The following is a 13,928-nucleotide window of genomic DNA, read 5'->3' as shown; positions in this document are numbered from 1 at the left end:
AAATATTTATACATTTACAACAATTAAAAAACAATATCGCATGAAATTAATTGGTGAAAAATCTATATCCACAATTTTAAATAAAATTCTGCTGGCAGTCTCAATAGCTCAGCTGTTGTATTTAGGTTATTTAATTTTTGGATTCATTATAGTATATCTCAACATGCATCAAGGAACACAATATTTTTCAGACACATTTAAAACCGGAAATTTCAATAACGAAGTAACAAAAACAGCTACTGATTCTTTAACTTTCCAATTCAATATGCCATTAACCGGTTCTGTAATAAGGGGAAGGCTATACACTTTATACCTTTGTTTCAATTATATTTTTCATTGGATTCTACAGCCTATTTACTTTTTATCTGTTCAGAATTTTTAAAGGAATGAGCAAAGTGATTGTTTTTAATACAAAAGTTATTCAGGATCTCAAACTATTTGCCATGCTCAATATAATTTTCATCCCGATTTATTGTGCTGTTTTATATTTTATGGATAAGTCTGTATATAGCATAGACCCAATGTTTATATTACTTCATCTTACCTTAGGAATCATTATCTTTTTCATTATAGAGTTTTTCAAAAAGGGATATGAATTACAAATAGAAAATGACTTAACAATATAATTATGCCGATCATTATCAATATTGATGTAATGCTTGCCAAACGAAAAATGCAGTCCCAGGAATTGGCTGAAAAAATAGGAATTACACAAGCCAATCTTTCAATTTTAAAAAACGGAAAAGCCAAAGCTTTAAAAATTTCAACGTTAGAAGCAATCTGTACAGCATTAGACTGCCAACCTGGTGATATATTAGAATTTAAACCTTAACATTAATACTATGAAACTCAATTTAACTCTAAGAACAATCATTTTGACATTAATTGTATTTTCAACATTTACCAACGCTCAAGAGCTGACTAATGAACATAAACAAATGTTGAAGTATGATAATACAGCTTATTTTAATACTCTGATCAATAAGAACAATATCAATACTTGCTATCAAATTGAAAACAACACCTATACTTTATTAGGCTTAGCCATTAAAATGAACAGTAAAGAGATATTCCAAAAACTGATTGATGAAAAAGCAGATTTGGACAAAGTGTGTGATGGAAAAACCCCTTTGATGTTTGCTGCAAAATATGGAAATACAGAGTTCATAAAAAAGCTCCTGGCCAATGGAGCAAAGAAAGAGATTAAAACAACTGCTGGCTATACAGCTCTGGATTATGCTAAAAAATATGAGAAACCTGAAATTATTAAGCTTTTGGAATAATTTTTAAATCATGATATTTAAAACAACCGTTTTGCAATTCTATAATTAATACTAGAATAATCTGATTAATAGAACGATAATTATTATCAAAACTTAGCAATTGGTAATAAAATTTAATTTAGATTTGTATATTCTTAAAAAAGTATCCTTATGAAAAAAATAATCTCTACTACCTTTCTATTTGGAATGTTACTATCTGGCAGCATGTTCTCTGCTCAGAAGATGACTCAGGAAAAGATGAAAGCCATCTATTCTGATGATGTGGCAACATTTAAAAAACAGTTTGCCCCGGGAGATTACAACAAATGCTTTCTCGTTGGAAATATAGCTTATTCGCCACTTGGTTTCAGTGTAATGTCTGACAGAAAGAATATTATACATTTCCTTTTGGACAACAAGGCCAACGTTAACAAAAAATGTCAGAACAAAACACCTCTTGAAGTAGCTGATGATACAAAAGGGACTGAAGAAATAAAGAAAATTCTGACAGAAAAAGGGGGTAATAGAAATTAAAAAACCTAAAAACAAGATACGAAACTTCCGAAAGGAAGTTTTTTTTATTTATAAAACCTGCAAAAATCTTATCTTTGCCAACGAAAAATTCAAGGTTCGGAAATGAGCCTTAAACATTGAACTTTAAACAAATAATTATGTTTCGATCACACACGAACGGAGAACTATCTCTGAAAAATCTGAATGAAGAAGTTACACTATCAGGATGGGTACAGACTATCCGTGATAAAGGATTTATGATTTGGGTAGATCTTCGAGATCGTTACGGAATTACCCAGCTGGTTTTTGACCAGGAGCGTTCTTCTGCACAGCTTATGGAAGAAGCTAAAAAACTGGGCCGTGAATTTGTGATTCAGGCTACCGGAAGAGTTATTGAAAGAGTGAGCAAAAACCCTAATATTCCAACAGGGGAGATTGAAATTCTGGTAGAAAAACTGACTATTCTGAACGATTCTCAGCTTCCTCCTTTCACTATTGAGGATGAAACAGACGGCGGTGAGGAATTAAGAATGAAATACCGTTACCTGGATATCAGAAGAAATCCGGTAAAAGATAAACTGATCTTCCGCCACAAAATGGCACAAAAAGTAAGAAATTATTTATCTGAAGAAGGTTTCATTGAAGTGGAAACACCTGTTTTGATCAAATCTACTCCGGAAGGAGCAAGAGACTTTGTTGTACCAAGCAGAATGAATCCGGGACAGTTTTATGCATTGCCACAGTCTCCACAGACTTTCAAACAGCTCTTGATGGTAGGTGGAATGGATAAATATTTCCAGATTGTAAAATGTTTCCGTGATGAAGATTTAAGAGCCGACAGACAGCCGGAATTTACACAGATCGACTGTGAAATGGCGTTTGTAGAGCAGGAAGATGTCATGAATGTGTTCGAAGGAATGACTAAAACTCTTATCAAGGATATTACAGGTCAGGAATTCGGAAACTTCCCAAGAATGACTTTCGCAGATGCGATGAGAAAATACGGAAATGACAAACCGGATATTCGTTTCGGAATGGAGTTCGTAGAACTTAACGAATTGGTAAAAGGAAAAGACTTTAAAATATTTGATGATGCAGAATTAGTAGTCGGAATCAATGTAGAAGGATGTGCAGAATATACAAGAAAGCAGATTGACGAGCTTGTTGATTGGGTAAAACGTCCTCAGGTTGGAGCTTCAGGAATGGTTTGGGCTAAATTCCAGAATGACGGAGTGAAGACCTCATCAGTGAATAAATTCTACAACGAAGAAGATCTTGCGAAAATCATCGAAAAATTCGGAGCGAAAGAAGGAGACTTAATGTTGATTCTTTCCGGAAACGAAAATAAAGTAAGAGCACAGCTTTCTGCTTTAAGAATGGAGCTTGGAAACCGCTTGGGATTAAGAAAAGGAAACGTATTTGCTCCGCTTTGGGTAGTTGACTTCCCTCTATTGGAATGGGATGAAGACTCTGAAAGATTCCATGCAATGCACCACCCGTTCACCTCTCCAAAACCGGAAGACATCCACTTACTGGAAACAGATCCTGGAAAAGCAAGAGCCAATGCCTATGATATGGTTCTGAACGGAAACGAAATTGGAGGAGGATCTATCAGAATTTTTGACAGAGATCTGCAATCTAGAATGTTTGATTTATTAGGATTCACCAGAGAAGAGGCAGAAGCTCAGTTTGGGTTCCTTATGAATGCCTTCAAATACGGAGCACCGCCACACGGAGGTTTGGCATTTGGGTTTGACCGTTTGGTAGCAATCCTTGACGGAAACGAAGTGATCAGAGATTATATCGCATTCCCTAAGAACAATTCAGGACGAGATGTAATGATTGATGCTCCTGCTTCTATCGCGGATGCACAGCTGGATGAACTGGAATTACAATTGAATTTAAAAGCATAAATTTAAAGCGGGGTATTTGCCCCGCTTTTTTTATATCCTAAATTTCAGCACATTCCATTAATTTGTTAATATTATAAACTTTACGCTAGTATAAAGTACGACTTCGGTTATCATATCAATGATTAGTGAAATAACTTAATTTAAAATTTAATAGTAAAAATTAATGCAAAAAGAGTAAATCATCGAAATTAATACACATTTAAAATAAAAACACAACAAAACAATTATTATATTATGTTATATACAAACATAATCTTTTATTAATACATTTACATCATACAGCTTAATTATAATGAAGACTTAATCAAAACTTAGAATTTGATTAATTTTATCATCTTTTGCGTACGATAATAATATAGCTGTTCATATTTGACCTGATCACCAAACCAAAATTAAATAATATGAAAAGCAAACTATTACTCTTATCAGCATGCCTTGTTTTGGCACTGAATTCATGTAGGTCGGATATTGAAAATGCACAGGCAAATTCAATAGATCAAACAACAACAAAGCTAGACAATGCAAAGATTCACAAATTATTAATTAACGGGAAATACACCTATGTTAATGAAGTAAATGGTGAATATTTTTATGCAGATGATATTACGATTAGCGCCGAGCAGTTTGACAAATTAAAAATGCAGGCCAATTCTGAAATATCAACAACTGAGAAAAGCACTATTGTAAGCTCCTTTATTAAGACATGGCCAAATGCAACAGTTTACTATACTTTGCCCAGCCAGGGAAGTCTGAGCACTCAGAATTACAATACGTTCCTTACCAATATCAACAAAGCGTTTGATATGATCTCTTCTCAAACCAGTATGCAGTTTGTTGAACGTACCAATCAAACAGAATACATCACCTTTACTTATACAACAAGCAACAGCTCACCACTTGGATGGCAAAAAAATAGAGTGAATGGGATTAAAATTTATAATATTACTTATCCCGCAATTATTGCTCACGAAATAATGCATTCCATGGGAATCATGCATGAGCAATGCCGTCCGGACAGAGATCAGTATATTATTGTAGATGTTAACAAAGCCGTGGAAGGCAGCCGCCATAACTTCAACCTTTACAATGATTATGCAGGACATGGAGCCTTTGATTTCGGTTCAGTTATGATGTATCAGTCTACAGACTTTGCGATAAACTCAAGCCAGCCTGTAATGACTAAGCTGGACGGATCTACTTTTACCAAGCAAAGAACAGGTTTGTCTGCCGGTGATTATGCTGGAATAAATCATTTGTACAGCCCCGTTAATGCTACTTCTGCAATCAACGGAACTTATACAATGAGAACAGCTTTAGCGAATGATAAAAATGTAGATATTTCCGGAAGTTCCACTACAGATGGCACCAGCATCATTCTGTATTCAGCAGCAACAGGGAATAACCAGAAATTTACTTTCAGCAAATCAGATCATGGGTATTATATTATCAAATCTATATTAGACCCTGCAAAGGTATTAACCGTAAAAGGTAACGGAACAACGAATGGAACAGCTGTTGAATTAAGAACCAATTCTAATACAGATTCTCAGAAATGGTTATTATTCAATCTGGGAAACAATGGCTTCGGATTCGCTCCTAAAAATGCACCTGCATTGAGATTAGAGGTAAAGAATGGTTTAACAACTAATCTTACGCCTATTGTAATCGGCACTACGGACCAAACGGTTCAGCCTTCTACAAAGCAGCGTTTTATCCTTACAAAAGTTAACTAATTTTTTTCAATAAAGAGGAACCATATAATGATCGACATGCCTGTTTCTATTGCAGATGCACAGCTGGATGAATTAGAACTACAATTGAATTTAAAAGCATAAATTTGAAGCGGGGTTTTTACCCCGCTTTTTTTATACTCACAATTTTACCTTAACCCTAAACAAATGATAATGAAACAAAGAATCTTTGGTCTGCTGGCTTTAATGATTCAGGCTATTTTGGGGGCACAAAATACCAACATCCCTCCTATCAGATATCTCAAATTACATGATACTGATATTATTAAGAATAACAACTCTGTCAAGAAAATAAAATCAATCACTTCATATATTACAACCGACTCTAAGAGACAGCCTTCATTAACTTCAAACTATAATGAAAATGGAGATCTTATAGAGGTAATCTCATATGAAAACAGTAAAAAAAATAAGGTTACAACCTACCAAAAAAATAATAATGAAACCCGTGAAAAAAACGAGTTTTATAAAACTGATGGTACAAAAACCAACAATTATATAGAAACAGTCCGTACAAAAAATCCAACCACCAATAAAGAGATTGTCACCCTTACCTATTATCCTGATAAAAACTCTCAGCAACAGGAAATTCTTTACAATGCAAATGGAAAAGTTTTAGAACTTAAAGATTATCAATATGACAGAGTAGTGCGCAGTACTGGCTATCTATATCAGGATTCTTTGTTAACAAAAGAAATTTTTTCGGCTTATCAATATACTACCCCTAATCAAAAACCGAAAATATCAACCTCAGAAGTTGTTTACAAATATGATAAGCAGGGAAACATGTTAGAAATTTTATCCAAAGATCATTATCTTTTCTTTTATAAAAATAATAAACTTGTAAAAGAGCAATACAACAATAGTGGCAGTTTAAAATTTGACGGAGAAATAAATTATATTTACAATTCTGAAAATAAAGTTATTAAAATTCAGGAACAGCTTTCAAACGGCTGCAAAATGGAATCGAATATTGAATATGATAAAAACAAATTTAAAAAAGTAATAAGCATCCCCGAAAACAATACCCAATACTGTTATTTCAGATATGCTACCTTTATGCCGGATGATAAACAGACTGTTTATAATTATGCTTATGATAGCAATAACAACCTGATTCAATTTATCACAGAAAAAAATGGAAAAACAGTTAATATGTATGAATACGAAATTCAATATTTCTAGATAAAAATGTATGTTGACATGATGATCTCATGCCAACATACATTAATTTCCATCAAAAGATTCTGTGAATACATCTTTGTAGCGGATCTATATCATTTTTAAAATCTCTTCTCTTCCTGGCCCTGTGGAAAGATATCCCACTGGAATTTCCAGCTCTGCCTCCAGAAAGGAAAGAAAGTCCTTTAGTTCTGTTGGAAGTGCGGCAGAATCTTTAATCACTGAAAAATCTGCATCCCAGCCAGTCAGCCATTTGAACACCGGTCTGGCATTTTCAGGAAGTGTCCCTGCATTTGTTTCAATAGTACCATCTTCCAGTTCATAGTGGATACAGACAGCTACCGATTTTAGTCCGCTTAAAACATCGGCTTTAGTAAGAACCAGCTGGGTTACCCCATTGATCATCACTGCATATTTCAAGGCAGGCAAATCTAGCCATCCTGTTCTTCTCGGTCTTCCGGTATTGGAACCAAATTCATTTCCTTTAATTCTAAGTTCCTCTCCAAACTCATCAAAAAGTTCCGTAGGAAAAGCTCCATTTCCCACTCTTGTACAATAAGCCTTTGCAACACCAAATATCTCACCGATTTTTTTAGGTGAAACACCTAGCCCACTGCTGGCTCCTGCTGCTATTGTTGAAGAGGAGGTTACGTAAGGATAAGTTCCATGATCAATATCCAGCATTGTAGCCTGCGATCCTTCTGCCAATATTTTCTTACCTTCACCTAAAGCAGCGTTTAAATATATTTCTGTTTCAGTACAATTGAAATTTTTCAGGAAATCTATGGCCTCAAAAAACTCATTACTGATTTCTTCCAAAGAAGGCAATGACATACCTTCAGCTGCCAGCATTTTATAATCTCTTTCTAAAATATGCTGTACTCTGCTTTTAAAGTCAGGAGCAAACATGTCTCCCACTCTTACATTCTGTCTTAAAATTTTATTTGAATAGGCCTGTGCAATCCCATTTTTGGTTGTCCCGATGGTTGTATAATCCGGACTTTCTTCCATAAAAACATCCAGAAGTTTGTGAGTAGGCAGCACAAAGTGAGCTTTAAGAGAAATAATCACATTGTTTTCCGGCTGAACGGTGTTATCAAATACCTGAAGATTTAAAATTTCCTTTTTAAAACTTACAGGGTCCAGAACAGTTCCCGTCCCGATTACATTCTGCACCCCTTTCATAAAGATTCCCGATGGAATCATTTTAAGCGTTATTCTGCGTCCGTTTCTCTCAATACTGTGTCCAGCATTAGATCCGCCATTAAAACGCGCTGTAATGTCGTAATTTTCACTGATAAGATCAATAAACTTTCCTTTGCCTTCGTCTCCCCATTGTAATCCTAATACAATATCCATATTCGTACTTTAAATTTTATAAGGCAAAGCTATGACAGTCAATAAGAAAGACCATTGTCATTTGGCAAAAAGAGATTTGATGAGAAGTTAAATATTAGAGGTTAGAAACTGTTCACAACTCTCAAACTCACAGTATTCATCATTAATCAATTATCATCTATCATTAATAATTCTAGACTATATTTCTCCTGATTCTACTCAATGACGAAGGTGTCACCCCAAGATAAGATGCCAGCATAGATTGTGGAACTCTATTGGCCAGACCTGGATAATGATTTAAAAAGTGAATATAACGTGATTTTGCATCCTGGTTCAGCATGATACTCGCTACCTTCAGTTTATTCTCCACAACAAAGGCATGGATTCTTGCAAATAAAACCGGCCAGACTGTTATTTTCTCTTCCAGAACTTTAAAATGCTTAAGATCTATCACCAGCAATACAGCATCAGTAATAGCTTCAATATCTTCATGAGCAGGCAGCTGATCGGTAAAACCCTGAAAATCTCCGATAAACCTTCCTTCGTAAATAAAATACCGGGTAAAATCATCCCCTTGTTTATTATAATACAAAGACCGGAAGACCCCTTCTTTTACAAAAGCAATTCTTTGGCTCACCTTTCCTGCTTCTATAAAAGGATCTCCCTTTTTTACAGTGATTTCCTGAATTCCTTCAGCAATCAAAAGTTCATCCTGAGGATTCAGTGTCCCGAATTTCTTGATATAATTAAAAAGCTCTTCCATATTTTTGTTATAACCACGGATTGCGGAAATATAAAGGTATAAAAGTCACGGCTAAAAACAATTGTCATTTGACAAAAAGCCATCTACAGGTACCACATGGGCCTCCAACGGCATGTTAATTGCTTGATTTTTAAAAACGTAAGACAATGAAAGCAATTTGGAATGGCGCCATTGGCTTCGGTTTAGTCAACATTCCTGTTAAAATTTATTCGGCAACAGAAACCACAAAATTGGATCTCGATATGCTAGACAAATCTGATTTTTCCAATATCCGTTTCAAAAGAGTAAATGAAAATACGGGAAAAGAAGTAAAATGGGAAAACATCGTCAAAGGTTATCTCATGGACGACAAATATATCGTTCTTGATGAAGAAGATTACGAAGCGGCAAGCCCCGAAAAGTCAAAAATACTTTCTATTGACCAGTTTGTAAAGGAAGTGGAAGTAGATAGTGTGTATTTTGAAAACCCTTACTATCTGGAACCTCAGAAAAATGGAGAAAATGCCTACAGGCTTTTACTGAAAGCTCTGGAAAAAACAGCTATGGTGGGAATCGGAACATTCGTACTCCGTGAAACAGAAGCTATTGGAATGATCCGTCCGTACAAAGATGACATTCTTGTTCTCAACCGCTTAAGGTTTAACCAGGAAATAAGAGATTATAAAGATTTAAAAATTCCCGTTCAAAAAGCTCCGAAACCGGCAGAACTTAAAATGGCGGTTAACCTCATCGAACAACTTTCCCAGGAATTTGATGCTGCGATGTACAAAGACACCTATTCTAATGAACTGATGAAGATCATCAAACAGAAAGCAAAAGGCAAAAATATAAAAGCAAAAAAAGTCCAACCTGCAAAAGAAGGTAAAGTAATTGACCTCATGGCCCAACTGAAGGCCAGCCTGAACAGTTCCAAATCAAAATCCGCATCATAATGGCTCTCAAAGATTATAATAATAAAAGGAAGTTCGATGAAACCAGCGAACCAAAAGGGAAAACAAAAAAAAGCAAAGACCAGCTGATTTTTGTAATCCAAAGACATGCTGCCAGCAGACTTCATTATGATTTCCGGCTTGAAATGGAAGGCGTATTAAAAAGCTGGGCTGTACCGAAAGGTCCTTCATTGGATCCAAAAGACAAACGGCTGGCCATGATGGTGGAGGATCATCCTTATGATTACAAAGATTTTGAAGGAAATATCCCCGAAGGGAATTATGGTGCCGGACAGGTGGAAGTATGGGACAGCGGAACTTATGAGCCTTTGGATGAGAGTTCTAAACTTTCAGATGAAAAAGAGCTGCTGAAAGAATTGCATGCCGGTTCTTTAAAATTCATTTTACATGGTAAGAAACTGAAAGGTGAATTTGCTTTGGTTAAAATGAAAAATACAGAGGATAATGCATGGCTGCTTATCAAACATAAGGATGAATTTGCTGAAAGCCCTTATAATGCTGAAGAAAATACTTCATCAAAATCGTTGGTTACAAAATTTTTAGAGGAAAAAAAAAGCCTGAAAATAAAAGAAAAAAAGAAATCATAACTTCCGAAAAAACTTTCAGAAATTTCAATTCTTTAACGAACGAAAAAAAATTAAAGTCTTTTATAAAACCCATGCTGGCTAAGCTTTCCGAAGAAGCCTTCAATGATAAAGACTGGATTTTTGAAATAAAATGGGACGGCTACAGAGCCATTGCCGACTTAAGTCATGACATTCCTTTTTTCTATTCCCGGAACGGAATTTCATTTTTATCCAAATTTGAAAAAATAGCACTGGAATTCGAAAAACAGAAACATCATATGATTCTGGATGGTGAAGTGGTAGCATATGACGAACAGGGAAAACCTAATTTCCAGTTTTTGCAGCAAATCGGAGACAATCCCGATGCCGCTCTTGTCTACCATGTTTTTGACCTTCTATGGCTGAATGGCTATTCTACAGAAGAACTTCCCCTTATTCAGCGAAAGAAACTTTTAAAAGAGGCTCTTACAGAAACTGACCGGATAAAATATTGTGATCATATTCCTGAAAACGGTATTGAGTTTTTTACACAGATGAGAAAAATGCAATTGGAAGGGATGATTGCAAAACGGGCAGGAAGCCCATATATTGAAAATCACAGAACCAATGACTGGCTTAAAATCAAATTTTCCAATACAGAAGAAGTTATTATTTGCGGCTTCACAGAACCCAGAGGTTCGCGAAAAAGTTTCGGTGCCTTAATTTTAGGAAAATATTTGAATGGAAAGCTTACTTACTGTGGACATACGGGAACGGGTTTCAATAATGCTTCTTTAAAAGAGCTTTACCAGAAACTTCAGAAACTGGTTGTAAAATCATCTCCATTCGAAACGGTTCCCAAAACCAATATGCCAGTAACATGGACAAAGCCGGAGCTGATCTGTGAAATCAAATATTCTGAAATTACAAGAGATGGAATCTTCAGACATCCAGTTTTTATAGGGATACGAGAAGACAAAGATCTTAAAGAGATCAAAGATTCATCCTTCACCGAAAAATCTAAAGAAATGAAAACGAAAACATCATCAAAAAAAACTGAAGTTTCTGAGAAAGAAAAAGAGATCACTTTGGATAAACATTTGGTAAAACTTACAAATCAGGATAAAATTTATTTCCCAAAAGACGGCATTACTAAAGGAGATATCATTGATTACTATCAATCAGTTGCGGCTTATATTCTGCCTCATGTAAAAAACCGTCCGCTTTCTCTCAACCGTTTTCCGAATGGAATTGAAGAACAGAGTTTTTATCAGAAAGATGCTGGAGACCATATTCCGGACTGGATAAAAACCACACAGGTATATTCTGAATCCAATGATAAATACATCGACTATATTTATTGCAATGACAAAGCAACTTTAGCTTACCTGAATAATTTAGGCTGTATAGACCTCAACCCATGGAATAGTTCTTTACCGGATCTTGAGCATCCTGATTATTTGGTTTTAGACCTGGATCCATCTTCCAAAAATACATTTGATGAGGTGATTGAAACAGCACTTCAGGTGAATGAGGTTTTAAAAACAATTAAAATTAAAGGATATTGTAAAACTTCCGGAAGTACAGGAATTCATATTTATATTCCGATGGGAGCTCATTATGATTTTGACCAGGTAAAAGATTTTGCCCATATCCTTATGAAACAGGTCAATGAAAGACTTCCTAAGATTACTACTTTAGAACGAAGTCTTCAGAAAAGGGATAACAAAAAAATCTATCTCGATTATCTTCAAAACAGGACGGGACAAACCCTGGCAAGTGCATACAGTCTGAGACCTAAACTGGGAGCTTCAGTTTCCATGCCTTTGGATTGGGATGAGCTAAAGCCCGGACTAAGACCTACGGATTTTAATATTAATAATGCTCTGGACAGGATCAAAGAGAAAGGAGATTTGTTTAAACCGGTTCTGGGTAAAGGAATTGATATGATGAAGGCTTTGGAGCTGCTTCAGAATATTGATTAATTTCTCTATTTTTGCCCGCAAAACTTTTACCCATGGATGAGCCAATCAAATTGCAGTTATATTTCAACGAAAATACAGAATGGGAAAATCAAAAATTTTTCTTTCGATATACCTGGAAGAAACATCTTGTTGAACTTAAAAAGGCAATCATTTACACCATATTATTTCTGATATTAGGGTTTGTACCTTTAAAAGCTATTGACCTTGGTCCGGTTTCTATCATTTTTAAATATGGCAGCTTTCTGTTTATTGGCTACATTTTCTTACTTATTTATCAATATTTTAATGCTAAGGTCAAAACTTTTAATTTGACAGAAGAGCTCATTGAAAACCTTAGAAGAGAAGATGAAGTCAGCTTTATAACGCTTTATCAGAATAGTATTTCTATTAAGAATCCATTTACCACAATAAATTGTGTTTGGAGCAAAACCAGTTACAAAATTATAGACCACTATCTTATTCTGAGTATGCTCAATAATAAAATTAATTTCGTTTTTACGAAACCTGAATTCAAGGAGAATGATTTTACAATTTTATTAGATTTTCTTCAACGACATTCCAAAAAAGAAAATTAAAGATCCTGATCTTTTTTAATTAAAAACTCCTGTATTAAACAATACAGGAGTTTTTTATATCAATGAATTACTTATTGTAAACATGAATATCTCTTTGTGGAAAAGGAATTCCGATTCCTGCTTTGTCGAGAGTTTCTTTACAGCCTATAATCAGTTCTTCGTTCATCGCCCAGAAATTCTCTGTAGAAGTACTTACTCTTATTGATAAGTTGACAGCACTTTCTCCAAGCTCAGTCACCACCACCTGTGGTGCCGGTGTTTCAAGAGCATATTGATTATTTTTAACGACACTCATTAAAAGATCTTTAGTCTGTCTTAAATCTGCATCATATGCAACTCCGATGTCCAATGACGTTCTTCTTGTTCCCAGATGGGTAAAATTGGTAATACTGTTGTTCGAAACCACCCCGTTAGGAATAACGATCAATTGGTTTTGTGGGGTAACCAGTTTTGTATGAAAAATATCTATTGCCTGCACAGTCCCGGAAACTCCGGAATTGGTAGAAATAAAATCGCCAATTTTAAAAGGTTTTAATAATAAGATTAATATTCCTCCTGCAAAATTCGTTAGTGAACCTTGTAAAGCTAAACCTATCGCCAAACCTGCTGCACCAATCATAGCAACAAATGCAGAGGTCTGTACTCCCAGCTGAGTTACAACAACAATAAACAACAGAATATTAAGTCCCCAGTTGATTATATTTAACAGAAAATGCTGCAGAGAAGCTTCCATATTACGTTTTTTGAAACCTTTCTCTACCAGTTTCTTGATCATTCTTATCATCCATGAACCAATCAGGTAAATCAATAATGCAGAAATAACTGCAGTAAAAACTCTTGGTGCCCATGAAATTGCTGAAGAAATTAACGTATCCCAGTGTTGTTGAATCTTGTTCAATTCTAAATCGTCCATTTTATACTATGTGTTTACTATTTATATCAATGAGATATTAAGTTCTGCAGGATTTCAAAATGAAATTGAACAGCATCTGTCTAAAAAGAAATTTGCCTTCCACTTCAAAAGTGAAAGTAAATGATATTATAGATTAAAATAGATTAGCAGCAGAACAGATTGTTTCAGCTTTACTCAATAATCATTCAGAAATTGAATCTTGCAGGAAGAAATAATTTTCGGGTCATAGAATTACAAA

13 protein-coding genes are annotated in these 13,928 nt (G+C 35.0%); 10 read left to right on the top strand and 3 right to left on the bottom strand.

The features are described from left to right. Window positions 1-628 precede the first annotated feature (628 nt). The 6 genes from GFU89_RS06445 (at window position 629) to GFU89_RS06420 (ending at window position 6,624) form a co-directional block, all read left to right on the top strand. Entirely contained in the window at window positions 629-832 is a 204-nt protein-coding gene (locus tag GFU89_RS06445; protein WP_077418859.1) for a helix-turn-helix domain-containing protein, read from the top strand. A 10-nt stretch (window positions 833-842) separates the two neighbouring features. Next, on the top strand, window positions 843-1,283 hold the full coding sequence (locus GFU89_RS06440) for an ankyrin repeat domain-containing protein (protein ID WP_318846369.1): 441 nt from the start codon (window positions 843-845) through the stop codon (window positions 1,281-1,283). Window positions 1,284-1,433: 150 nt separating this feature from the next. Next, a complete protein-coding gene (locus GFU89_RS06435) occupies window positions 1,434-1,796 on the top strand; it encodes a hypothetical protein (RefSeq protein WP_139348588.1) in 363 nt (120 codons plus the stop codon). 137 nt (window positions 1,797-1,933) lie between these two features. Next, the gene (gene aspS, locus GFU89_RS06430) at window positions 1,934-3,688 is read left to right on the top strand and encodes an aspartate--tRNA ligase (protein ID WP_318846368.1); all 1,755 of its coding nucleotides are present in this window, start codon (window positions 1,934-1,936) and stop codon (window positions 3,686-3,688) included. A gap of 401 nt (window positions 3,689-4,089) precedes the next feature. Beyond that, window positions 4,090-5,421 carry a M12 family metallopeptidase gene (locus tag GFU89_RS06425; RefSeq protein ID WP_318846367.1) on the top strand — a complete coding sequence of 444 codons (1,332 nt, stop codon included), beginning with the start codon at window positions 4,090-4,092 and terminating at the stop codon, window positions 5,419-5,421. Window positions 5,422-5,592: 171 nt separating this feature from the next. Continuing rightward, window positions 5,593-6,624 carry a hypothetical protein gene (locus tag GFU89_RS06420; protein WP_318846366.1) on the top strand — a complete coding sequence of 344 codons (1,032 nt, stop codon included), beginning with the start codon at window positions 5,593-5,595 and terminating at the stop codon, window positions 6,622-6,624. 87 nt (window positions 6,625-6,711) lie between these two features. On the opposite strand, the gene GFU89_RS06415 is transcribed toward GFU89_RS06420, so the two are convergent. After that, window positions 6,712-7,980, bottom strand: a complete 1,269-nt coding sequence (locus GFU89_RS06415; RefSeq protein ID WP_318846365.1) for an adenylosuccinate synthase — start codon at window positions 7,978-7,980, stop codon at window positions 6,712-6,714. A gap of 172 nt (window positions 7,981-8,152) precedes the next feature. Beyond that, a complete protein-coding gene (locus GFU89_RS06410; RefSeq protein WP_318846364.1) occupies window positions 8,153-8,722 on the bottom strand; it encodes a Crp/Fnr family transcriptional regulator in 570 nt (189 codons plus the stop codon). A 146-nt stretch (window positions 8,723-8,868) separates the two neighbouring features. Here GFU89_RS06410 and GFU89_RS06405 point away from each other — a divergent pair, with 146 nt between their 5' ends. The 4 genes from GFU89_RS06405 to GFU89_RS06390 all read left to right on the top strand — a co-directional run bounded on the left by GFU89_RS06405 (window position 8,869) and on the right by GFU89_RS06390 (window position 12,777). Next, on the top strand, window positions 8,869-9,654 hold the full coding sequence (locus tag GFU89_RS06405) for a Ku protein (protein ID WP_318846363.1): 786 nt from the start codon (window positions 8,869-8,871) through the stop codon (window positions 9,652-9,654). Beyond that, window positions 9,654-10,259: a DNA polymerase ligase N-terminal domain-containing protein gene (locus GFU89_RS06400; protein WP_318846362.1), complete on the top strand. Its 606-nt coding sequence runs from the start codon at window positions 9,654-9,656 to the stop codon at window positions 10,257-10,259. Before GFU89_RS06405 ends, GFU89_RS06400 begins: the two co-directional genes overlap by 1 nt. A gap of 71 nt (window positions 10,260-10,330) precedes the next feature. Continuing rightward, the gene (gene ligD, locus GFU89_RS06395) at window positions 10,331-12,202 is read left to right on the top strand and encodes a DNA ligase D (RefSeq protein WP_318846361.1); all 1,872 of its coding nucleotides are present in this window, start codon (window positions 10,331-10,333) and stop codon (window positions 12,200-12,202) included. A 32-nt stretch (window positions 12,203-12,234) separates the two neighbouring features. After that, window positions 12,235-12,777: a hypothetical protein gene (locus GFU89_RS06390; protein ID WP_318846360.1), complete on the top strand. Its 543-nt coding sequence runs from the start codon at window positions 12,235-12,237 to the stop codon at window positions 12,775-12,777. A 67-nt stretch (window positions 12,778-12,844) separates the two neighbouring features. Here the strand turns inward: GFU89_RS06390 and GFU89_RS06385 are convergent, their stop codons facing one another. Next, window positions 12,845-13,690, bottom strand: coding sequence for a mechanosensitive ion channel family protein (locus GFU89_RS06385; RefSeq protein ID WP_318846359.1), 846 nt, complete (start codon window positions 13,688-13,690; stop codon window positions 12,845-12,847). Between the last annotated feature and the right edge of the window lie 238 nt (window positions 13,691-13,928).

The organism is Chryseobacterium sp. JV558 (assembly GCF_033712365.1).
In the GTDB taxonomy this organism is placed as follows: Bacteria; Bacteroidota; Bacteroidia; order Flavobacteriales; family Weeksellaceae; genus Chryseobacterium.
Note: the sequence above shows the minus strand (reverse complement) of the source record. Positions and strands in the feature narration are given on the sequence as shown.

Bases quoted from the DNA above. Each gene is read 5' to 3' on its own strand.
- GFU89_RS06445 (WP_077418859.1), top strand. From the start codon at position 629: ATGCCGATCATTATCAATATTGATGTAATGCTTGCCAAACGAAAAATG.
- GFU89_RS06440 (WP_318846369.1), top strand. From the start codon at position 843: ATGAAACTCAATTTAACTCTAAGAACAATCATTTTGACATTAATTGTA.
- GFU89_RS06435 (WP_139348588.1), top strand. From the start codon at position 1,434: ATGAAAAAAATAATCTCTACTACCTTTCTATTTGGAATGTTACTATCT.
- aspS (WP_318846368.1), top strand. From the start codon at position 1,934: ATGTTTCGATCACACACGAACGGAGAACTATCTCTGAAAAATCTGAAT.
- GFU89_RS06425 (WP_318846367.1), top strand. From the start codon at position 4,090: ATGAAAAGCAAACTATTACTCTTATCAGCATGCCTTGTTTTGGCACTG.
- GFU89_RS06420 (WP_318846366.1), top strand. From the start codon at position 5,593: ATGAAACAAAGAATCTTTGGTCTGCTGGCTTTAATGATTCAGGCTATT.
- GFU89_RS06415 (WP_318846365.1), bottom strand. From the start codon at position 7,980: ATGGATATTGTATTAGGATTACAATGGGGAGACGAAGGCAAAGGAAAG.
- GFU89_RS06410 (WP_318846364.1), bottom strand. From the start codon at position 8,722: ATGGAAGAGCTTTTTAATTATATCAAGAAATTCGGGACACTGAATCCT.
- GFU89_RS06405 (WP_318846363.1), top strand. From the start codon at position 8,869: ATGAAAGCAATTTGGAATGGCGCCATTGGCTTCGGTTTAGTCAACATT.
- GFU89_RS06400 (WP_318846362.1), top strand. From the start codon at position 9,654: ATGGCTCTCAAAGATTATAATAATAAAAGGAAGTTCGATGAAACCAGC.
- ligD (WP_318846361.1), top strand. From the start codon at position 10,331: ATGCTGGCTAAGCTTTCCGAAGAAGCCTTCAATGATAAAGACTGGATT.
- GFU89_RS06390 (WP_318846360.1), top strand. From the start codon at position 12,235: ATGGATGAGCCAATCAAATTGCAGTTATATTTCAACGAAAATACAGAA.
- GFU89_RS06385 (WP_318846359.1), bottom strand. From the start codon at position 13,690: ATGGACGATTTAGAATTGAACAAGATTCAACAACACTGGGATACGTTA.